General features: G+C 44.9%; 19 protein-coding genes. 13 read left to right on the plus strand and 6 right to left on the minus strand.

Annotated elements, in window-relative coordinates; genetic code table 11:
* Positions 1–2 precede the first annotated feature (2 nt).
* From RTP55_RS05075 to glmS, 3 genes are all read left to right on the plus strand, one after another.
* Positions 3–581: a phosphatidylglycerophosphatase A family protein gene (locus RTP55_RS05075; protein WP_312384683.1), complete on the plus strand. Its 579-nt coding sequence runs from the start codon at positions 3–5 to the stop codon at positions 579–581.
* A 45-nt stretch (positions 582–626) separates the two neighbouring features.
* Complete coding sequence (gene glmU / locus RTP55_RS05080) at positions 627–1,985, plus strand: bifunctional UDP-N-acetylglucosamine diphosphorylase/glucosamine-1-phosphate N-acetyltransferase GlmU (RefSeq protein ID WP_312384685.1); 1,359 nt, start codon at positions 627–629, stop codon at positions 1,983–1,985.
* Positions 1,986–2,167: 182 nt separating this feature from the next.
* Positions 2,168–4,006 carry a glutamine--fructose-6-phosphate transaminase (isomerizing) gene (glmS, locus tag RTP55_RS05085; protein ID WP_312384687.1) on the plus strand — a complete coding sequence of 613 codons (1,839 nt, stop codon included), beginning with the start codon at positions 2,168–2,170 and terminating at the stop codon, positions 4,004–4,006.
* A gap of 67 nt (positions 4,007–4,073) precedes the next feature.
* On the opposite strand, the gene RTP55_RS05090 is transcribed toward glmS, so the two are convergent.
* The 4 genes from RTP55_RS05090 to acs form a co-directional block, all read right to left on the minus strand.
* Positions 4,074–5,861, minus strand: a complete 1,788-nt coding sequence (locus tag RTP55_RS05090; protein ID WP_312384688.1) for an FMN-binding glutamate synthase family protein — start codon at positions 5,859–5,861, stop codon at positions 4,074–4,076.
* Positions 5,862–6,015: 154 nt separating this feature from the next.
* Positions 6,016–6,900, minus strand: coding sequence for an S-formylglutathione hydrolase (gene fghA, locus RTP55_RS05095; protein ID WP_312384689.1), 885 nt, complete (start codon positions 6,898–6,900; stop codon positions 6,016–6,018).
* Between the two features lie 42 nt (positions 6,901–6,942).
* The gene (locus tag RTP55_RS05100; RefSeq protein ID WP_312384829.1) at positions 6,943–8,052 is read right to left on the minus strand and encodes an S-(hydroxymethyl)glutathione dehydrogenase/class III alcohol dehydrogenase; all 1,110 of its coding nucleotides are present in this window, start codon (positions 8,050–8,052) and stop codon (positions 6,943–6,945) included.
* Between the two features lie 270 nt (positions 8,053–8,322).
* The gene (gene acs / locus RTP55_RS05105; RefSeq protein WP_100274165.1) at positions 8,323–10,272 is read right to left on the minus strand and encodes an acetate--CoA ligase; all 1,950 of its coding nucleotides are present in this window, start codon (positions 10,270–10,272) and stop codon (positions 8,323–8,325) included.
* Between the two features lie 380 nt (positions 10,273–10,652).
* On the opposite strand from acs, the gene RTP55_RS05110 reads away from it, so the two are divergent.
* Positions 10,653–11,993, plus strand: coding sequence for a BaiN/RdsA family NAD(P)/FAD-dependent oxidoreductase (locus RTP55_RS05110; protein WP_312384693.1), 1,341 nt, complete (start codon positions 10,653–10,655; stop codon positions 11,991–11,993).
* Between the two features lie 153 nt (positions 11,994–12,146).
* Here RTP55_RS05110 and ygfZ read toward each other — a convergent pair whose 3' ends face one another.
* Positions 12,147–12,875, minus strand: a complete 729-nt coding sequence (gene ygfZ / locus RTP55_RS05115) for a CAF17-like 4Fe-4S cluster assembly/insertion protein YgfZ (protein WP_312384695.1) — start codon at positions 12,873–12,875, stop codon at positions 12,147–12,149.
* Positions 12,876–13,102: 227 nt separating this feature from the next.
* On the opposite strand from ygfZ, the gene RTP55_RS05120 reads away from it, so the two are divergent.
* The 8 genes from RTP55_RS05120 (at position 13,103) to pdxJ (ending at position 20,488) form a co-directional block, all read left to right on the plus strand.
* The gene (locus RTP55_RS05120) at positions 13,103–13,468 is read left to right on the plus strand and encodes a zinc ribbon domain-containing protein YjdM (RefSeq protein ID WP_100274163.1); all 366 of its coding nucleotides are present in this window, start codon (positions 13,103–13,105) and stop codon (positions 13,466–13,468) included.
* 189 nt (positions 13,469–13,657) lie between these two features.
* A complete protein-coding gene (gene lepA, locus RTP55_RS05125) occupies positions 13,658–15,463 on the plus strand; it encodes a translation elongation factor 4 (RefSeq protein ID WP_065253830.1) in 1,806 nt (601 codons plus the stop codon).
* Positions 15,464–15,471: 8 nt separating this feature from the next.
* Positions 15,472–16,377 carry a signal peptidase I gene (gene lepB / locus RTP55_RS05130; protein WP_312384698.1) on the plus strand — a complete coding sequence of 302 codons (906 nt, stop codon included), beginning with the start codon at positions 15,472–15,474 and terminating at the stop codon, positions 16,375–16,377.
* Positions 16,378–16,484: 107 nt separating this feature from the next.
* Positions 16,485–16,877 (plus strand): DUF4845 domain-containing protein, encoded by a 393-nt coding sequence (locus RTP55_RS05135; RefSeq protein ID WP_312384700.1) that lies wholly within the window; start codon positions 16,485–16,487, stop codon positions 16,875–16,877.
* 93 nt (positions 16,878–16,970) lie between these two features.
* Positions 16,971–17,756 (plus strand): ribonuclease III, encoded by a 786-nt coding sequence (rnc, locus tag RTP55_RS05140; RefSeq protein WP_312384701.1) that lies wholly within the window; start codon positions 16,971–16,973, stop codon positions 17,754–17,756.
* 115 nt (positions 17,757–17,871) lie between these two features.
* Positions 17,872–18,921, plus strand: a complete 1,050-nt coding sequence (era, locus tag RTP55_RS05145) for a GTPase Era (RefSeq protein ID WP_227715550.1) — start codon at positions 17,872–17,874, stop codon at positions 18,919–18,921.
* A gap of 22 nt (positions 18,922–18,943) precedes the next feature.
* The gene (recO, locus tag RTP55_RS05150; RefSeq protein ID WP_312384707.1) at positions 18,944–19,699 is read left to right on the plus strand and encodes a DNA repair protein RecO; all 756 of its coding nucleotides are present in this window, start codon (positions 18,944–18,946) and stop codon (positions 19,697–19,699) included.
* 39 nt (positions 19,700–19,738) lie between these two features.
* A complete protein-coding gene (gene pdxJ, locus RTP55_RS05155) occupies positions 19,739–20,488 on the plus strand; it encodes a pyridoxine 5'-phosphate synthase (RefSeq protein ID WP_312384710.1) in 750 nt (249 codons plus the stop codon).
* 3 nt (positions 20,489–20,491) lie between these two features.
* Here pdxJ and RTP55_RS05160 read toward each other — a convergent pair whose 3' ends face one another.
* Positions 20,492–21,055, minus strand: coding sequence for a pilus assembly FimT family protein (locus RTP55_RS05160; RefSeq protein WP_312384714.1), 564 nt, complete (start codon positions 21,053–21,055; stop codon positions 20,492–20,494).
* Positions 21,056–21,724: 669 nt separating this feature from the next.
* Between RTP55_RS05160 and RTP55_RS05165 the strand changes: the two genes are divergently transcribed.
* On the plus strand, positions 21,725–22,882 hold the full coding sequence (locus RTP55_RS05165) for an OmpA family protein (protein ID WP_312384717.1): 1,158 nt from the start codon (positions 21,725–21,727) through the stop codon (positions 22,880–22,882).
* Positions 22,883–22,897: the final 15 nt, after the last annotated feature.

The following is a 22,897-nucleotide window of genomic DNA, read 5'->3' on the forward strand; positions in this document are numbered from 1 at the left end:
CTATGACTCAACTGCACAAACCCGACGTCCGTAAAGCCAATGTTTGCCCGCCTTGTCCACCAACCGCAAGCGTTTGGGAAAAGCTGATTTATTGGCTCGGTATCGGCTTAGGCTCAGGATTGCCAAAGCGCGCTGCTGGGACGTGGGGCACGGTGGGCGGACTGGTGGTTGCCATTCCGATGTTATGGCTTGGCTTTTGGGGGTTTTTGGCGGTGACGGTGGTGGGCGCTCTAGTCGGTAGTTATATCTGCGGTAAAACCTCTGATTTGATGGGTGTACACGATGACCCGCATATCGTATGGGATGAATGGGTCGGCATGTGGGTGTCACTCTTGCCAATTTTGTGGCTGCATTTCTACGATGATGGTTTATTGCAAGGTCATCAGTTAAGTTTACTGCTACTATACTTTGCTGCATTTGTCGCGTTTCGTTTTTTTGATATTTTAAAACCCTTTCCGATTAAATGGGTGGATAAAAATGTAAGCGGCGGTTTTGGTATTTTGATTGATGACATTTTGGCGGGGCTGATGGCAGGGGTTGTGCTAATAGTCTTTGTGAGTGTGCTCGTTACTTATGTTTAATCTGTTGTATCATTAAAATTAGTTTAAAAAAAATAAGGGATTCCCATGACCAACTTAACCACCATCATCATGGCAGCAGGCAAAGGCACTCGCATGAAATCGAGCAAGCCAAAAGTGCTACAACCGCTGGCAGGCAAGCCTTTGCTACATCACGTACTCGCCACTGCCAAACAATTGGGTAGCCAAAAAAATATTATTATCTATGGTTTTGAAGGTCAGCAAGTCAAAGATGCCTTTGCCGATGAACAAATTGATTGGGTCGAGCAAGCTGAGCAATTGGGCACGGGTCACGCGGTGCAGATGACTTTGCCAGTGTTGCCTACGGATGGGAAAAGCTTGATTTTATCAGGGGATGTGCCACTCATTGGCGTCGATACCTTAGAGAAATTGGCAAATACAGACAGCCGTTTTGCCATGCTAACCCTAAACTTAGCCAACCCATTTGGCTTGGGTCGTATTGTGCGTGACAACGACCAAGTAATCGCCATTGTTGAAGAAAAAGATGCCAACGATGAGCAAAGAAAAATCACTGAAATCAATAGCGGTGTGTACTGTGTCGCCAATGATATTTTGCATCAATATCTCAATAACTTGACCAATAACAATGCCCAAGGTGAATACTATCTTACCGATATCGTCAAAATGGCGGTGGATGATGGCATCGAAATTGCCACCGTGTCGCCAACCCATCAGTTTGAAATCGAAGGCGTGAATGACCGTCTGCAGTTGGCAAATCTAGAGCGTACTTGGCAAACGCATCAAGCCCAAGCGCTGATGCAACAAGGCGTACATTTGATTGACCCAAGCCGTTTTGATTTACGCGGTTCGCTCAAAGTTGGCAAAGATGTGCAAATTGATATTAATGTCATCATTGAAGGTGACTGTGAGATAGGTGATAACGTCAAAATCGGTGCAGGTTGTATCATCAAAAACAGCAAAATCGCCAGTGGCACCGTGGTGCAACCTTACAGTCTATTTGACAATGCGGTAGTAGGCGCAGACAACCAAATCGGACCATTTGCCCGTCTGCGCCCCAATGCGGTCACTGATAAAGATGTGCATATCGGTAACTTTGTCGAGCTTAAAAACACCCAAATGGCAAGCGGCGCTAAAGCCAATCATTTGGCGTATTTGGGCGATGCCACCATTGGACAAAAGACCAATATCGGCGCAGGCACTATCACTGCCAATTATGATGGCGTCAATAAGTTTAAAACCGAAATCGGTGATGAGGTTAGAATTGGCTCAAATGCGGTGCTGATTGCCCCTGTAACCATTGGTGACCGTGCCACCATTGGCGCTGGTAGTGCCATCAGTAAAGCCTGCCCTGCCGAAAAACTCTCTATCGCCCGTGGCAAACAAGTCACGATTGAGGGTTGGCAACGTCCTGAAAAAAAATCTTGATATTTGAATTTTTGCCTAAATTTAACAAATTCTTGCTTAATACGATAAACTTGCTTTATACGATAAAGCCGTTTGGTTAAGCAACAATAAAACAATCTAACGACTGTGTAAACGGGGGGATTGTTTTTCACAGCAGTCAAATTTGATTGCTCACACCAAAAACTGGATACTAAGGAACAGTTATGTGCGGTATCGTTGGCGCCATTCGTGCGCAAGACAATGTGGTAGATTTTTTAACCGATGGCTTAAAACGCCTAGAATATCGGGGTTATGACTCATCGGGTATTGCAGTGCAAACCGATGAAGGACTCAAACGCGTGCGCCGAGTGGGGCGTGTTGCCTTGATGGAAGCCGCTGCCAAAGAGCGTGGCGTGTATGGTCACACCGGCATCGGTCACACTCGCTGGGCAACTCACGGCGGCGTCACTGAGCCTAACGCGCATCCGCATATCTCGGGTGATTTGATTTCGGTGGTACATAACGGCATCATCGAAAACTTTGAAGCCGAGCGCGCTCGCCTTCAGCAAAATGGCTATCATTTTGAGTCACAAACCGACACCGAGGTCATCGCCCATGCAGTGCACCAGCACTATGTACAAAACGGCGGTGATTTATTCAAAGCGGTGCAAGCGGCGACCCAACAATTTCATGGTGCGTATGCGATTGCGGTGATTGCCAACGATATGCCACAAAACATGGTGGTGGCGCGCATGGGCTGTCCATTACTCATTGGCTTAGGTGAGCATGAAACCTTTATCGCATCGGATGTCTCAGCAGTTGTCGCCTTTACCCGTCAAATCATGTATCTTGAAGATGGTGATATTGCCCAGTTAACCGCAGATGGCGTGGCACAAATGATTGACAAACAAGGCAATCCAGCGACCCGCAAAGCCACTACTTCGCAAGTGTCCTTAGCGTCTCTTGAACTGGGGGCTTATAGTCACTTTATGCAAAAAGAAATCTACGAGCAGCCAAAAGCAGTGTCAGATACTGCCGAAATCTTTTTGGATGCCGGGTTTATCGCCGAAAACTTTGGTGAAAATGCTGAAGCCGTTTTCAATGATATCGACAGTATTAAGATTCTTGCCTGTGGCACGTCGTATTATGCGGCATCGACCGCCAAATATTGGTTGGAAAGTATTGCCAAAATTGCCACCGATGTCGAAATCGCTAGCGAATACCGTTATCGTGAGGTGATTGCCAATCCAAAACGATTGATTATCACCATCTCGCAATCAGGGGAGACGCTAGATACCATGGAGGCGCTAAAATACGCACAAGCTTTGGGTCATAAACATAGTCTATCCATCTGTAACGTGATGGAATCCGCCTTGCCTCGTGCCAGTGAGTTAGTAGTCTACACCCGAGCCGGTGCGGAGATTGGGGTTGCTTCAACCAAAGCCTTTACTACCCAGTTAGTGGCTTTATTTGGTTTGGCGGTGACACTCGGTCGTGTGCGTGGCTATGTGGATGACACTAAACTGGTCGAATACACCAATGCGCTGCGCAGCTTGCCCAATGATATTCAATATGCGCTCAATCTTGAGCCACAGATCAGCAGCTGGTCAAGCAAATTTGCTGATAAGCCAAGCGCGCTGTTTTTGGGACGTGGTATTCATTACCCGATTGCATTAGAAGGCGCATTGAAGCTCAAAGAAATCACCTATATCCATGCAGAAGCCTATCCCGCTGGCGAGTTAAAACACGGTCCACTGGCATTGGTTGATGAAAATATGCCTGTGGTGGTGATAGCGCCAAATGACAGCCTACTCGATAAAGTCAAAGCCAATATGCAAGAAGTCTCGGCGCGTGGCGGTCAGTTGTTTGTATTTACCGATCTTGACAGTGATTTTTCCGATAGTGAAGGCGTACACGTGATTCGCACCCCACGTCATATTGGCGTGTTATCGCCCATTGTACACACCATTCCTGTACAGTTGTTGTCTTACCATGTTGCGCTTGCCAAAGGCACAGACGTTGATAAACCCCGTAATTTGGCCAAAAGCGTCACGGTGGAATAAACTAAGCTATAAGTTAAGCTGATACAAAAAAACCGCTAACGATTAGCGGTTTTTTTTGGAAAAAGTATTAAGAAGGGTCATCATCGTAGGTATAATAGCTATTTGCGGTTTCATCAAAGCTGTCGATACGTTCAGGATAATTGCCTTCATTAAAGCGCTTTTCGTTATGGTCATGGGCGTGACGCACATCGTGATTGTAAGCAATTAACGCCTCGTTATTTGCCAAAAAGCTATCAGGATTTGCCATGACCCACATTTGGTTAAAAACATCTGAGCGCGCCGATAAATTCAGTAACACGCCAGGTTCCGTAAAATAATAAAACTTGGATAATAGCTTAATCTGCCCATTTTCCAGTCGTCTGGCGATATGATACGCTTGTAAATCTTTTGGGTGGTGTAAACCCACCGCACCGACAATCGCTGCCAATGATTTAAGCGTATTTTTATGAAAATTATAGACTCGCTGTGCCTTATCAGGAATATGTAATGCCCGTTGACGATAGGGGTCTTGGGTGGCAACTCCAGTTGGGCATTTGTTGGTATGGCACGCGCGCGATTGGATACAGCCTACCGCAAACATAAAGCCACGCGCGGAGTTACACCAATCTGCACCCAGCGCTAGCATGCGAGCGATATCAAAGGCAGAGATGATTTTACCACTGACACCGATTTTGATTTTGTTACGCACCCCCGCACCCACCAGTGTATTGTGCACAAGCAAAAAGCCATCGAGTAGGGGCATGCCAACATTATCCATAAACTCAACAGGCGCAGCCCCTGTACCGCCTTCTGCACCATCAACCACGATAAAATCAGGGTAATTATCTGCTTCAATCATGGCTTTGACAATCGCCATAAACTGCCAAGGCTGCCCGACACACAGCTTAAAACCAACCGGCTTGCCCCCTGACAATTCACGCAGCTGTTGCCAAAACTGCACCATCTCACGCGGGGTGGTAAAGGCTGAGTGGCTCGCTGGGGAAATGCAGTCTGCATCCATCGGCACATCACGGGTTTCGGCAATTTCGGGGGTGATTTTTTCCTTGGGCAATACCCCGCCTTTACCAGGCTTTGCCCCTTGCGACAGCTTGATTTCAATCATTTTGACTTGCTCAATGCGTGAGCGTTCAGCGAATTTTTCGGGACTAAACGTGCCATCATGATTACGGCATCCAAAATACCCGGTACCTAGCTCCCAAATCAAATCGCCGCCGTGTTTTTTGTGGTACGGACTAATCGCACCTTCACCGGTATCATGAGCAAATCCACCGAGTTTTGCGCCCTGATTGAGCGCTTCGATTGCCGCGGCTGACAGGCTGCCAAAACTCATGGCAGAGATATTAAACACCGACATCGAGTAGGGCTGTAGACATCGCTCACCGCCCACCAGAATACGAAAATTGGTTTCTTTGAGGGGATAGCTAAGGGTGGATTGTAAAAACCATTCTTTGCCAGACTGGTATAGATTTTCTAACGTACCAAAGGCGTTGGTATCACTGACGTTTTTGGCACGTTGATAAGCAAGCGCACGCTGCTGGCGCGAAAACGGCACAGCAGCTTGGTCATCTTCAATCAAATACTGGCGCAGTTCAGGTCGAAACTCCTCCAATAGATAACGAATATGTCCCGAAATTGGATAGTTACGCAAGACGGCATGGTGTACTTGCATCAAATCATAAATGCCCACCACAAAGCCTATTAGACCAATCACTATCAGCCACCATTTGAGCAGCACAATCCCCAGGGCAAGGATGGCAAAGGCAATGACAAACACGCTGTAGCGAAACACAACGCCTTGCAAATAGGGCTCTTTATGGGTAGGGTTTACCGTGATATCAGTGCGCTTGTCAACCATGACAATCTTCCTTATCAGATAGGATCGCGGACAAAATCATTATCGCAAATTTGTTGTTATTTTAAATGTCGGAGGGGGTAATACGATGGCAAAATGGTCAATCACTTGTCAGCCGTGTGCGCTGACAAGTGATTGTGTGATTAAAATTCTGTGATTAGGCTTGAAGGGCAGCGGCGTGGTGCGCAAAATGGTCAGCGATAAAACTACTGATAAAATAGTAGCTATGGTCATAACCGTCCTGCATACGCAGCGTCATCGGATAATTGGCATCTTTGGCAGCTTGCGCAAAGAGCTCAGGTTTGAGCTGCTCAGCCAAAAACTCATCCCCGCTACCTTGGTCAATCAATAGTGGTAATTTTTTGCTATGCGCAGACTGTTTCATCCACGCTAAGCTATCGTAGTTTGCCCAGGTGCTTTGGTCATCGCCTAAGTAAGCGCTAAAGGCTTTTTGTCCCCAAGGCACTTGTGACGGTGCGACGATGGGTGAAAAAGCCGACACGCTGGCATAGCGCTGGGGATTACGTAGGGCAATCATCAGCGCGCCATGTCCACCCATACTGTGACCAAAAATACTGCGCTGGTCACTGGCAGGAAAGTGCTGTTCGATGAGATTAGGCAACTCATCGACGATATAATCATACATCTGAAAATGCGTTGCCCAAGGCGCTTGAGTGGCATTAACATAAAAGCCTGCCCCTTGCCCCAAATCATAAGCGCTGTCATCAGGCACATCGTTACCGCTCATATCGACACCCCTAGGACTGGTATCGGGTGCTACCACAATCACGTTGTGACGACTGGCATACTCAGCAAACCCAGATTTTTGAATAAAGTTTTGCTCAGTACACGTCAGCCCTGATAGCCAATACAGCACCGCACATTTTTGAGCTGTTGTTCCAGTGGTTTCGGTTGCTTCATTGACGATGGCTTTGGGTGGCAAATAGATGGCAAATTTCATCTCCGTGTGTGTGGTAGCACTGGTATGCTGCCACACTTGTAGGTCACCACCGTGCAATTTATGCGATTCAATTTTTTTCATGGTGAATTTCCCATTCTTTGTAATGCCAAGTTTGGTAATGGTTTAGTAATGCAACACTGAACGAATGGACTCACCTTTATGCATCAAATCAAATGCGGTATTAACATCTTCAAGCCCCATGGTATGGGTGACAAAAGGTGCCAGTTGGATATCACCGTGCATGGCTTGCTCCACCATACCTGGCAGTTGTGAGCGACCTTTCACCCCACCAAATGCAGAGCCTAACCAGCGGCGACCTGTCACTAGTTGGAACGGACGAGTGGCAATCTCTTGACCTGCGCCCGCGACACCAATAATTACGCTTTGACCCCAACCGCGATGCGCGCATTCAAGTGCCGAGCGCATGACATTGACGTTACCGATACATTCAAAACTGTGATCCACACCCCAACCTGTCATCTCAACAATCACTTGTTGAATGGGTTGGTCATAATCTTTTGGATTCACAAAATCAGTCGCGCCAAACTCACGGGCTAACTCAAATTTGTCGGGGTTGGTATCAACCGCAATAATGCGACCTGCTTTGGCAAGTTTGGCGCCTTGAATAACAGCAAGCCCAATACCGCCAAGCCCAAACACCGCGACGCTATCGCCTTCTTGTACTTTAGCGGTATTTTTTACCGCACCTAGTCCTGTGGTCACGCCGCAACCTAATAGACAGACTTGCTCAGGATTGGCTTCAGGATTGATTTTAGCAAGCGATACGTCAGCAACGACAGTATATTCACTAAACGTCGAGCAGCCCATGTAGTGATAAATTGGCTGACCTTGATAGCTAAAACGGGTAGTACCATCAGGCATCACGCCTTTACCTTGGGTAGCACGCACCGCGACGCATAGGTTGGTTTTGTCACTTTTACAAAATAAACATTCACCACATTCAGCCGTATATAGCGGAATGACATGATCACCAGGTTGTACACTGGTTACCCCTTCACCGACTGCCATCACAATACCTGCGCCTTCATGACCCAAAACCGCTGGAAAAACCCCTTCAGGGTCATCGCCACTTAAGGTGAATGCGTCCGTGTGGCAAACGCCCGTATGGGTAATTCTGACGAGTACTTCGCCTTTACGCGGTGGCTCGACGTCGATTTCGACGATTTGTAATGGTTCTCCCGCAGCGAAAGCTACCGCAGCACGCGATTTGATGGGTTTGCTAAAATCTAATGGCGCTGTGGCCGCAGTCATATCAGTCATCGGTTTATCCTTGTTATATTGGTTTTATTAAAAATGCCTTTGGTCGGCATTATAACATAACCAATTATCGCATGATTAAGCTTGAAATTGTAAGCAATTGGGTTTAATTAATTCATCATTAAAATTAAAAATTTGAATTGGATTTTTAAAAATATTTAACAAATGAAAAACGATGAAAAAAAACGCCTGTAGCTACAGACGTTTTCTAAATTTGGTAAGCCACTAAGCAGGTTGTTTATCGGCTTTAACCACATTGATAAGGTTATCAACCACCTCTGGTTCTGCCAAGGTCGAAGTATCACCCAAACCTTCAAATTCATGCGCGGCAAGTTTACGCAGAATACGGCGCATGATTTTACCGGAGCGCGTTTTTGGTAAGGCTTCGACCAAATATAGCGAGTCTAAGTTGGCGATTGGACCAATCTCACCACGGACATGACGGTTGATTTCACCTTTGAGCATCTCGCTTGGCTCTTCGCCTGACTTTAAGATGACATAAGCGGCAACGCCTTGGCCTTTAAGCTCATGCGGCATACCCACAATAGCTGCTTCAGCGACGGAAGGATGCGATACTAACGCACTTTCAATCTCTGCCGTACCTAGGCGGTGACCAGATACGTTTAAGACATCATCTACACGACCTGTGATCCAATAATGACCGTCTTCATCGCGCAGGGCACCATCACCTGTGAAGTAAGCGCCTGGATAGGTGCTAAAGTAAGTTTCTAAAAAGCGTTTATGGTCTCCCCAAATGGTACGCATTTGACCCGGCCAACTGTCTTTGATGATTAAGTTGCCTTCAGCAGCACCCGTTAATTCAGCACCTTCGGCATCGACAATCGCTGGCTTGACGCCATACAGCGGATTCATCGCGGAGCCTGGTTTGAGATCAACCGTATTGGGGATTGGCGTCATCAAAATACCCCCTGTTTCAGTTTGCCACCAAGTATCGACAATCGGACAACGACCTTCGCCCACCACGTTATAGTACCAGTTCCAGGCTTCAGGATTGATAGGTTCACCCACTGAGCCCAACAGACGTAAGCTAGAACGGTTTGATTTACGGACGTAATCATCGCCTTCTTTCATCATCGCGCGAATGGCGGTTGGTGCAGTATACAAGATGGTAACGTCATGCTTATCAACGATATGACCGATACGCGCCCAATCTGGGTACTGCGGCACCCCTTCAAACATCACGGTTGTTGTGCCGTTGGCAAGCGGTCCATACACCACATAGGTGTGACCGGTGACCCAGCCCACATCCGCGGTACACCAAAATACGTCATTGTCTTTGATATCAAACACGTCACGGAAGGTGGATAACGAATAGGTCAAATAACCACCGGTGGTGTGTACCACGCCTTTGGGCTTGCCAGTTGAGCCTGAAGTGTAAAGCAAAAATAACGGGTCTTCGGCATTCATTGGTTCTGGTGGACAGTCTTCCGACGCATTGTCGATTAAGTTGTGATACCAAATGTCGCGGCGACCGCTCATTGGGATGGATTCACCGGTACGGTACACCACAATGACCTTTTCAACACATTCGGTGCCGTCATGGTCTAGCGCACGATCCACATTTTGTTTAAGCGGCGTATGTTTACCACCACGCACAGATTCATCAGCGGTAATGACAATTTTTGATTGGCTATCGATGATACGGCTGGCTAGACTGTCTGCTGAAAACCCGCCAAATACCAATGAGTGAACCGCACCAATCCGCGCACAAGCCAGCATCGCAACCGCCGCTTCAGGAATCATCGGTAAATAAATGGTGACGCGGTCGCCTTTTTTGACGCCTTTACGACGCAGTGCACTACCAAGGCGGCATACTTCCGAATGTAGCTCTTTGTATGAGATAATTTTATGAAGTGAGGGGTGATCGCCTTCCCAAATAATCGCAGGCTTGTAAGGGTTTTCAGCGACATGACGGTCAAGACAGTTGACCGATAGATTAAGCTCACCATCTTCAAACCATTTAATGCTAAAATTGTTTAGGTCATAATTGACGTTTTTGATTTTGGTAGGTTTTTTTATCCAATCAACCCATTCAGCGCGTTTTGCCCAAAACGCTTCGTTATTTTCCACAGATTCTTGATAGGTCTCGGCGTATTTTTGGGGAGTGGTGTTGGCTTTAGCGGCAAATTCAGCGCTATGAGGGTAGCTCTTCATAAAACATTCCTTGTTATGACAGGGTGGTGGGGTAATACTCTAAATGGCTACGAACTGACAAACGGCTCAAATAGGTAGCGGGCTTAACTTCAAAAACAACATTTTCACGTTGATAAGCTAACATTGACAAGCTGCCAGTAACACAGGCCATCAACAGAGCGATGAAACGAGCCATCAATAAACGTCCGCTCACTATGAAAATGCAATACAATCTAATCTAATCCTTGATTCTAGAGTGCCTTTTCCTTAGTTTGGCAAAAAATTACAATTTTTGCAATGTTACTCAAGATATTTTAAGGATATTTTTTCAGATCTTGGACAAACATCTTGATTCTAAGCGGATTCCACTTTCGTCTTTTACGTAATAAATAGCGGTCATCATGCAGCAACAACATACTTCACCAAATACTTCACCAAAGATTGACACGGCTCAAAATCACGCTGGGTCAACAAACGCACCGTCCACGTTTGCGTATGATGTCATCATCATCGGAGCAGGGGCATCAGGGCTATTTTGTGCATTGACAGCGGGCAAGCGCGGACGGCGTGTGCTCGTGGTAGATCATGCCAATAAAGCGGGCAAGAAAATTCTTATGAGTGGCGGTGGGCGCTGTAATTTTACCAACTATGACATTGAGCCCAAACATTATTTAAGTAGCAATCCGCACTTTTGCAAATCAGCATTGTCACGCTATTTAAATTGGGATTTTATTGGCATGGTTAGCCAGTATCAGATTCCCTATCATGAGCGTGAGCATGGGCAACTGTTTTGTGATACCTCTGCCAATGATATTTTGCAAATGCTGTTGACCCAATGCCGTGCCAACCAAGTAACTATTCAACTAAAAACCACCATCCAGCAAATCCAAGCGTTACCCGACAATACGGGGTTTGTGTTAACTGTCAATCAACCAGCTAACCAACAGCCTCATCAACCAGCGCATCAAAAAAGTAGCGAGCAAACCTTAACTTGTCACTCGTTGGTAGTCGCCACAGGCGGACTGTCAATTCCGACCATGGGTGCGACAGGGTTTGGTTACCAAGTAGCGCAGCAATTTGGGCATACCATTGTGCCAACATCGGCAGGACTAGTACCCTTTACCTTTACCGATAAAATTGGCGATGCGATTAAATCGTTATCGGGGGTTAGTTTTGAGGTCATTGCGTTTAACGAGCGCATCAGTTTTAGGTTGCCCGTGCTATTTACCCATCGCGGTTTATCCGGGCCTGCGATGTTACAGCTATCGAATTATTGGCAGGTGGGCGAGCCGATTTTTATCAATTTATTCCCAAACTTTGATATGGCAGCATTTTTAGCCGAGCAAAAAAAACAGCACCCAAAACAGTTGATCAGAACCGTGCTAAACGACCAGATAAGCGCGCCGGCGCTACCTAAAAAAGTGATTGCTACTTTGCAAAATTTATTGTGGCAAGACATGGCTGAGACTGAGCTTGCCAATATCAAAGACGAGAAGTTAGCGCAGCTTGGTGAGCAGTTCAATGCTTGGCGTTTGACGCCATCAGGCACTGAAGGCTATCGTACAGCTGAAGTCACACGCGGCGGCGTTGCTACTGATAAAGTCTCCTCAAAAACCATGCAAAGTCAGTTACAACCGAATTTGTATTTTATCGGAGAAGTGCTCGATGTTACTGGTTGGCTAGGTGGCTACAATTTCCAATGGGCTTGGGCAAGTGGGTTTGTGGCTGGCGAAGTGGTTTAGCTATAAATATAAAATGAAAGAGGTTTAGCTATAAAATGGTTTAGGTTTGAAGTGGGTTAGGTATTGATAAACCTAAAAAAATGGTTAAAAAAGGCATCAGTGAAATGCCTTTTTTATTTTAACACATTTATTTTAATCAAGTTTGGTGGGTGTTTAGTGTTGGCGCGCAACCGGTTGTTGCAGTGCTTGAGGTAATTCAAGAATGGTCAGGTTACTGGCGGCAATATCATCGGGACGCCCGACGACCAAGGCTTCAAAACCTGTGTCAGTAGCAATGCTATTGACCACATCGACACTGCCAATTTTTTCACCTGGGTTAGGTATATCACCGGTACCTGCTACGCGGTGGAGCCAAGCTTTCGGGCTGGCCTTAAAATATAACCGCGCAATGATTTCTTGGCCTAAATAACAGCCTTTATCGTAGTCAACGCCGCCGTGTTGGTGTAAACGCAACTCCTGGGGTTGCCACAAGCCTGCGGTGGCTTTGACAATCCAGTAATTGCCTGTAGCGATACTTTCTTTTTGCCATGCTTTGCGGTTAGCGTCGGTGTCAGTGCCATTCTCTGACTCGCTAAAACTAGGTAACCCATTGTTAACAACCGTAAAAATATCACGCGGGTTTGATAGGGTGAGTTTTGAGAACGCCGCATATTTTTTGATATGTTTGGCAAACTCATCGGCACAGTCTTGACTGATGACGATTTGGTAAGCGTCATCCGCTATTTTTCTAATCCAAATACCCAACGCAACACGCCCTTTGAGATTACTAATCGCGGTCGCTTGGTATTGGTCGCTGAGTTTGGTGACGTTGCAGGTTAATTGTCCTTGCAAGAATTTTTGGGCATCGGTGCCAGTGATATCAAAGACGACAAAATCTGTCATGGTGGCTCTCTTTTTATTTGCTAAAAAAACTATAATCAAAGTTTTGCACAATTGGGCTCGGACTGCAATCATGCTTTACTAGCTTATGCTTGACTAAGTACTGTTACTAGGTCATTTGTCAGAGGGTTTGTCTGTGCTGGCTGATTACTATTATTGGGGTGACTTATCGCGTACAATACATCATTTAACGACTGTTAAATTTTTTCTAAGATAATTGAGCGCGTGCTATGAGTTTACCTGCCTGTCCCCCATGCCCCAAGTGTAAAGAAAATTATACGTACCAAGATGGTGATTTACTGATTTGCCCGATGTGTGGCTTTGAAGCAGAACAGCAGGCATGGCAAGCGGGCGAAACCGAAGCAGCCAGCGAACAAGTTATTAAAGATGCCGTCGGCAATGTGTTACAAGATGGGGATAGTGTGACGGTTATTAAAGACTTAAAAGTCAAAGGCGCAAGCACGCCCATTAAAGTTGGTACCAAAGTCAAATCCATTCGCCTGCTCCATGATGCCCCGGATGATCATGATATTGATTGTAAAATTGACGGTTTTGGCGCCATGAAACTCAAATCCAGCGTCGTCAAAAAAGCCTAGCTTGGGAAGGGTTTGGGCTTTGTTTGGGGCTTTGGGTTTGCAACAGAAATTGACACCCAAAGCTTATCTTTTTTTATGACCTCCCAAAAGCTGTCACAATAAATTCAGTAGGTGATTGTAGAAAAATACGTTACAATAAGGCTATTTTTCTACAAATTTAATCATATACTTTTTTGTTAGTAGGTAATTGTGACCGCCTTATCTCATATTCGTAATTTTTCTATTATTGCCCATATTGACCACGGTAAATCCACGCTTGCCGACCGCATTATCCAAATGTGTGGTGGTCTACAAGCACGTGAAATGCAGGCGCAAGTACTTGACTCGATGGATATTGAGCGCGAGCGCGGTATTACCATTAAAGCTCAATCTGTCACGCTGTATTATAACCACCCAAACGGTGACAAATACCAATTTAACTTTATTGATACCCCAGGGCACGTCGATTTTTCGTATGAAGTGTCGCGCTCACTAGCGGCTTGTGAAGGCGCTTTGCTGGTGGTTGATGCCGCGCAAGGCGTAGAAGCGCAGTCGGTTGCCAACTGTTATACCGCGATTGAGCAGGGGCTTGAAGTATTACCGGTACTCAACAAAATTGACTTACCGCAAGTGGATCCCGAGCGCGTGATTCAAGAAATCGAAGACATTATCGGGATTGAAGCGATGGATGCACCGCGCGTGTCTGCCAAGACAGGGGTGGGCGTGGATGATTTGCTACAAGCGATTGTTGAGCGTATTCCCGCGCCTGAAGGCGACCGTGATGCCCCTTTGCAAGCGTTAATTATTGACTCATGGTTTGACAATTATCTTGGGGTTGTGTCACTGGTACGTGTGCGTCAAGGGACGCTCAAAAAAGACGATAAAATCCATATCAAATCCACCAAAGGTACGCATATTGTGACATCGATTGGGGTATTTACCCCAAAATCGTTTGAGACCAATATCTTAGAAGCCGGTGAAGTAGGCTTTGTGATTGCCGGTATCAAAGACATTGGCGGCGCGCCTGTGGGCGATACTATTACCCTTGCCAAAACCCCAGATGTAGATAGCATACCAGGGTTTAAAAAGGTCAAGCCGCAAGTCTATGCCGGTATGTTCCCTGTTGATTCGAGTGACTTTGAGGCGTTTCGTGAAGCGCTACAAAAACTGCAAGTCAATGACGCTGCGTTGTTTTTTGAGCCTGATACCTCTGATGCACTTGGGTTTGGTTTTCGCTGTGGTTTCTTGGGGATGCTCCATATGGAAATCATCCAAGAGCGTCTTGAGCGTGAATACGATTTAGATTTGATTACTACCGCCCCGACCGTTATTTACGAAATCAAAAAACGCAATGGTGAGATTATCCAAATCGATAACCCATCAAAAATGCCTGACCCAGGTCTGATTGATGAGTTTCGTGAGCCGATTGCGCGCTGTCATATTCTGGTGCCACCCGATTATTTGGGTAACGTGATGACATTATGTATCGAGCGTCGTGGTATCCAAGTTGATATGAAGTTTATGGGACAGCAAGTGCAGTTGACCTTTGATATTCCGATGGGCGAAGTGGTCATGGACTTTTTTGACCGTCTAAAATCAGTGTCACGTGGCTTTGCGTCACTTGATTACGGTTTTGAGCGCTTTGAAACAGATAAACTGGTACGGGTAGATGTACTCATTAATGGCGAAAAAGTTGATGCATTGGCGATGATTTGTCATGCTGAGCAAGCGCGCTATCGCGGTAATCAGCTGGTTGAAAAAATGAAAGAATTAATTCCACGCCAAATGTTTGATGTGGCAATTCAAGCGGCGATTGGTAGCCAAATCATTGCCCGTAGTACCGTCAAAGCCATGCGTAAAGACGTACTTGCCAAATGTTATGGTGGTGACGTGTCACGTAAGAAAAAACTACTGTCAAAGCAAAAAGAAGGTAAAAAACGCATGAAGCAAGTGGGACGTGTTGAGATTCCACAAGAAGCGTTTTTGGCGGTATTAAAAGTGGATAATCAGTCGTAGAGGCAAGTATGGATTTTGATTTTAATTTGATTCTTGTCCCTGCGACCTTGATTTTGGGCGCTATTTGGCTACTGGATAAATTGGTACTAAAGCAAAAGCAAAGCAAAGGATTGGAGAAATCGACTGCGCCGGTGCGATGGGCGTATGATTTTTTCCCGATTTTAGCGATTGTGCTCGTAGTGCGCTCGTTTTTGATTGAGCCGTTTAATATCCCCTCATCGTCGATGGTGCCCACCCTTTATACGGGTGACTTTATTGCGGTCAACAAATACGCGTATGGTATACGCTTGCCACTGGTGAATACCAAGGTGCTTGATTTGGGCGCGCCACAGCATGGTGATGTGGTGGTATTTCGCTATCCTGAAAACCCAAAAATTTATTATATCAAGCGGGTGATTGGCGTGGGTGGGGATACGGTGAGCTTTAACAACGGGCAGTTAAGCGTCAATGGCAAAGCGATTGCGACCACGCCAGCAAACTTTACTCCCGACCCTAAGATGACAGCGCAGCTATATCCGCCAGGTAAAACCGAGACCGGTGAGCTTGTGACAGCTGAGCAAGCAGCACAACTGGGCAATCAAGAAGAATTGTCTGCCAAATACGTGCAAGAATCACCCAGTAGCAATCATCAACATTTGGTGCGCTATTTGGGTGACAAGAATTGGTATCAATATGCCAGCTTTTTGCAGCAAGCCTCACCTCAATTGATGGCGAGCCAAGGTCAACAATGGCAACTAACAGTGCCTGAAGGACACTATTTTGTGATGGGCGATAACCGTGATCGCAGTGCTGATGGTCGTTTTTGGGGGTTTGTACCTGATGAGAACCTAGCGGGTAAAGCCGTGTATGTGTGGACGCACAAAGCCAGTGGATTAAGTTTACCCACTTTTAATCGCAATGGCGCAATACACTAACCGCTTGCTTTAAAAAATTGGATATCAAAGCCTTTGTTGTTGAGAATATTTAATTAACTAAAGCTTACATTAACCTATCTTGAGCGATGATAAAAGGAGAATACGGCATGAACCTACCAAGTCATCAGCGCGGCGCCAGCGTTACGGGTATCGTGATTATGATTGTACTCATCGTCATGTGTGCCAAAATCGGTTTAGCTATTATCCCTGCCCAAGTCGGTCACTACCAACTCAAAAAATCGTTGGCTTTTGAACTCAAAAAGTCCAATGACAATAAAGAAAGTGTTAAAGAGTTTTTAGGTAATGTCAATTCCCAATGGCATATCAACGGTGTCAGCCAAAAGGCAGAGGACGTCGTGGAAGTGGTGGATAATACGCCAGGTGCGATGTCAGTGAAATTGAAATACGATGAAGCAAACAACTTTTTTGGTAACATCGATATCGTCAATCGCTTTGAAGATACCATTAGCGCAGAAGATGCCAAAGTCGCCAAGCAATAGTTATTAGTTATTGAGCTTATAGCCCCAATCTTAAGTAAGTGATAGCCATGTGATGATTTAAATGGCGAATACTTTTCTAACAATTTGAAGCAGATGAATTTACCAATCACTATCCCTACCTTTAATCTCAAAAAACTACCGCCACAAGTGCGTCAATTAACCGCACTGTTTTATCAAATGGGTTATCAGTTTGATAATGTGAATTTACCCATTATGGCACTCATGCATCGCTCATTTGATAGCGAACACAATTACGAGCGATTAGAGTTCTTGGGAGATGCATTGCTCGGTGTGATCATCGCAGAAGCCTTATTTTTGCGCTATCCTGACTATAATGAAGGTCGGCTCAGTCGCTTACGTGCGTCGCTTGTGCGCGAAGAAACCTTGGTGATTATTGCAAAGCAGCTTAATTTGTCAGATTATTTGATTTTAGGGGTGGGCGAGCGTAAAGGCGGTGGTCGTCAGCGCGCCTCAATCTTGGCAGATAGCGTTGAAGCCTTGATTGGCGCTATTTATCTTGATAGTCAAAATTTTGATACGGTTAAAGCTTGTGTACTGACATGGTTTGAAGATTTGTTCGAAAAAGTGAAAGAACAAAAAGTGCTAAAAGATGCCAAAAGCCGTTTACAAGAGCTGTTGCAAGCACACCAACTTGCGCTGCCCCGCTATGAAGTGACCGAAACCATTGGCAATGCCCCCAATCAAATTTTTGTGGTCAGCTGCCAAGTCGAAATTATTTTTGACAATAAAACCGCCAAACCCATAGCACCGACCCAAGCTTTAGTCACAGCACAAGGGGAAAGTCGCCGTATTGCCGAGCAGCGCTGCGCTGAAGCCATGCTGACTAAAATCAGTGATTTGTTACCGCCGCTGCGCTAATTTGCCGACCTGCCATACGGTCAACACCCAAATTTGCTGAAATGCTTACTGAAATTTGCTCAAAACTCTTCTACAATAATTTGTACCCTTTAAACCAATGTTGAGATCCCACTTTATGTCTAACCAAGCAGACGCTACCCAACAAACCACCACTGACCCAGCTGTCGACAATCCATCAGCGGACAACAACCAGGATGTTATCAGTCAATTCTTCAGTGGGCAAAGTGAAGCAGCGCCCGTGCGCGCAGTGGATTTTCGCACGGGTTATGTAGCCATTGTCGGACGTCCAAACGTGGGTAAATCAACGTTAATGAATCATGTGTTGGGTCAAAAATTGTCGATTACCTCGCGAAAACCCCAAACCACCCGCCATCGCATTATGGGAATTTTGACCAACGAGCAACTACAAGCAATTTTTGTTGACACCCCAGGTATCCATAGCCGCGAAGTGCGCGCTATCAATGAGCGTATGAATAAGGCAGCAACTTCGGCTTTGGCAGACGTTGATGCGGTATTGTTTGTGATTGATAGCCTAAAATGGGTGGAAGATGATGAGCTGGTGTTTGCCAAAGTGCAAAATTTGGGTGTCCCTGTGATTGCAGTGGTTAATAAAAGCGACACCATTAAGGACGAAGCTCAGCTGTTTGCGCTACTACAAAAACTGCATGATACCCAAGTATTTAGCGATATCGTGCCCGTATCTGCATTACGTGCGCATAACTTAGATGAGCTAGTACGAGTCATCGGTAAGCATTTACCGATTGCAGCGCCAATCTATGATGCAGAACAAGTTACTGACCGTTCGGAACGTTTTTTAGCCAGTGAAATCATTCGTGAAAAAGTGATGCGCGCATCGGGCGATGAGATTCCTTACGATTTAACCGTACAAATCGACACCTTCAAGGATGAGCCCGCGCATCAAGACCCAAAAACAGGCAAATGGCGTAAAGCTGTGACCTTTATCGATGCCACAATTTTTGTCGAGCGTCAAGGTCAAAAGGTGATTGTCATCGGTGATAAAGGCGAAAAAATCAAACAAATCGGCATCGAAGCGCGCCAAGACATGGAAAAAATGTTTGATAAAAAAGTGATGCTAACGCTGTGGGTCAAAGTCAAAAAAGGCTGGTCAGATGATGAGCGTGCGCTAACGAGCTTGGGCTACTAAGCAATAAGGCAAATAAGCTACTATGCGCAATCAACTGCTAACAGGTTATATTCTGCACCAGAAGCCGTATGGTGAAAGCCGTAGTTTAATTTACCTGTTTAGTGAAGAATGGGGGGTAGTACATGGTATCGGTAAAAAAAACTTACCGCTATTTGTCCCCATACAATTTTTTGGCAATGGTAAAAACAGCCTAAAAACCTTTAGTCAAAGCCAAATTTTGCAAAATCACATTACCCTCACAGGACAAAGCCTGTATGCAGGCATGTATCTTAACGAGATTTTGCAAAAACTATTGCCTGTTGAAGAGCCGTTTGCTGAGATATGGCAAGCATATCAGCAGTGTGTTGCAAACATGGCAACGCTGTTTGTTGAGCCAGCGCAATCGCCATATGATATGACCCGTCTAAAGTGGTATTTAAGACGCTTTGAAAATGTATTGTTTGAACAATTAGGCTATGGGTTCGATTTTGCTAAAGATGCGTTAGGGGATTTAATAGTCTCATCGCAGCGTTATCAATACCAACTACAGCAAGGATTTATGCCAGTTTTACCCTTGGATAAACCCGACATATCATTAACAGGTGAGCAGCTGCTAACTTGGTATCAATGTTTGCAAGATGAAGCTAGCTTTAACCAAATGATGCAACAAGATTTTGATTTAGCCAAACAATTGGTCAATAGCATCAGTGCCATGCACCGCCATTTGATAGATAATTTACTCAATTATCAAACCCTGCAAAGCCGAGAACTTTGGCAGCAGCTTACCCAATATCAATAAGCTTACTCAGTATCAATAATAGACAAAATAGGGAACGTCATGACCAGCAATCAACCCTTACTCGGTGTCAATATCGACCACATTGCTACCCTGCGTCAAGCGCGCGGCGTGGCGTATCCCGATCCTGTGGCAGGGGCATTAATTTGTGAGCAGGCAGGGGCGGATGGTATCACGCTGCATTTGCGTGAAGATCGTCGTCACATTCAAGATGATGATGTTTATCGACTTGCCAAAGTCATAACCACTCGTATGAACCTTGAAATGGCGGTCACTGACGAGATGGTTGCGATAGCCTGTGATGTTAAGCCAGCTTGGGTGTGCTTCGTCCCTGAAAAACGCCAAGAACTGACCACCGAAGGCGGGCTTGATGTGATTGGCAATCAGCACAAAATAGCCAGTGCGATTCAACAGTTACATCAGGTCGGCACTCAAGTGTCACTATTCATTGATCCAGAGTTGGCGCAAATTGATAAAAGCATTGCGCTCGGGGCAGATGCCATTGAACTACACACGGGCGCCTATGCTGACTATTGTTTGCAACATGACCAAGTTAAAATTAGCCATGAAATCAGCCGTATCACAACAGCCGTGACTCATGCCCACGAAGCAAAAGCAAGTTTACTGGTCAATGCGGGGCACGGTCTTACCCGTGACAATGTTGCACCCATTGCCAATATGGGTGGCATCCATGAACTAAACATTGGTCATGCCATTATTGCAGACAGTGTGTTTATGGGGCTTAGCCAAGCAGTGAGCGCAATGAGAAAAGCATTTACCGCAAAAGCCTAACTGTTAGGGGCAGTTAAATTGTTCAACTGAGTAGGGCTTATATTTAATAATGCCTGTTTTGCTAAAACTTACCTTTAATCGATTATCGACCTTACCATCTAAAGGGCAGTATTGAATATTACCCATATAACCAATGGGTCTAGCGTTTTCTGGCTTAAAAATAATATAGTTGTTATTCAGCGAGATATTTGCCGTAAGCACACCCCAAGACAAGTCTAACGTAAGCTGATGATTGAGTTTGTCTACCGCTGCCTCATAGCTGTTATTGTTATTTTTATCGATAAAGCTAATCAGCTGATGACCGCCAGTTGTCACGCAAGCCAAGCTATCGCTAGCGACACAGGCGACAACTGGATTTTGATAAATCAACGCCTCTTGTTTTGCCCTGCTTAAAAAATTCATTAAACTTGAAGCGGTGCTTTTTGCTTCCATTTGCTTTAAGCTGTTGGTAATAGTAATCGAAGCCATCGCTACGATGATAGATAAAACAGCCACAACGACAACTGTTTCAATCAAAGTAAACCCCTGTCTTTTTGTTGAGAACACATTGGATTTCGAATCATTCATGCTATTAGAGCTACCGGCTAGATCATGATGGAATAACACAATAAACGATTTTAGTTCATTATTATAGAGAGTTTTGATAAATTAACAAACGAATATTGATATAAAAGATAGGATTAGCTGGTTATAACGCTAATAAAAGCGACCAAAAGACTGGTACTGTCTGACCTGCTGAAGTCTTCAAAACCGATTGATGGGTTTACATGTTAAATCATCTATACGATGTTATTAATGTTAAGCCATTATCTAGACGAAACTGTTTTAGTGGTATGGCAAATGTATCACTCACACATTAAGTAAATGAATGTCACTAGAATGTATCATTTAGTGACAGTATGAATTTAAGATATGGTAAATTTAAATAGACTGTATTAAAATCCTTCTCAAGATAAGTGTATAGTTCTGATGTGTAATGTCGAATCATGATGGTTGTTGAATTTTTAGTATCGGGCGAAAGTGATTAGCTTAGCTACTAAAAAATAAAAATATAACATATTGTGATGTTCGTGTAATATTGTGTAGCAATGTAAAAAAAAGAGTTGTAAACACAATTTTTAGGCGTTAAGCTATATTTAACAAGTTCATAAATTGCATGTGTTTTGATGTGTTATTTTGTGAATTAACTGTCAGGTTATTTTAATTTAAAATGAGCCAATCCTTTGGAGGAATTCTATGAAGCTAAATAAAATCGCTCTAGCAGTTGTTGCTGCAGCTGTTATGCCAGTAGCCGCTAACGCAGGCGTTACTGTTACACCTTTACTACTAGGTTATCATTATGTAGACGGTATCAGCAAAACTGAAGATAAACAAGGTGAGCAATTCGCAGGTACTCATCAACGTAACGACTTGTACACTGGTGCAGGTATTGGTATCGAATTGACACCTACTATCGCACTTGAATTAGAGTACGGTGAAACTGATTCTGACGCATTGTATGCCAATGGCGATAAAGTTAACGGACATAAGTTTGAACAAAAATCATACTCAGGTAACTTTACTATCGGTACTGAAACCTTTAGTGGCTATACTAACAGCCCATTCAAGCCATATGTGTTAATCGGTGCAGGTCAATCAAAAACCTCAATGGCATTTGATGATGGCAGCAAAGCAACTTCTAAAGACACTATCGGTAACTTAGGTCTTGGTGCTTACTACCGAATCAATGACGCATTAAGCTTACGTGGTGAAGGTCGTGCGATCTATAACTTCGATAACGATTGGTGGGAAGGTCTAGCGTTAGCAGGTCTTAACGTGGTTCTAGGTGGTCACTTGGCACCAGCAGCACCATTGGTTGAACCTACTCCCGTTGAGCCAATCGTTTTGACTGATGGTGATGATGACCAAGATGGCGTACCAAATAGCGTTGACAAATGCCCAGGCACTCCATTAAATGTTGTTGTAGATGCTGACGGTTGCCCACGTGAAATCCCATTTGATGATTCATTACGTATGGAATTACGTGTATTCTTTGACAATGACAAAACTGTCATCAAAGATCAGTACAAACCAGAAATCCAAAAAGTTGCTGAAAAAATGAATGAATATCCAAATTCAACAGCTTCAATTGAAGGTCACGCTTCAAAAACTGGTCCATCTGCGCGTTACAACCAACGTTTGTCTGAAGCACGTGCAAATGCGGTTAAATCAATGTTAGTTAACCAATTTGGTGTTGCACCACAACGTATTAGCACAGTGGGTTACGGTTATGACCGCCCAATCGCAGACAACAACACTGCTGAAGGCCGTGCAATGAACCGTCGTGTATATGCTATCATCACTGGTAACAACTCTGGCACAACTGTTCAAACTAAAGACATGAACGTACAATAATTAGTTATTAAATAA

Source organism: Moraxella sp. CTOTU47579 (assembly GCF_032004885.1).
GTDB classification, from domain to species: Bacteria; Pseudomonadota; Gammaproteobacteria; order Pseudomonadales; family Moraxellaceae; genus Faucicola; species Faucicola tetraodonis.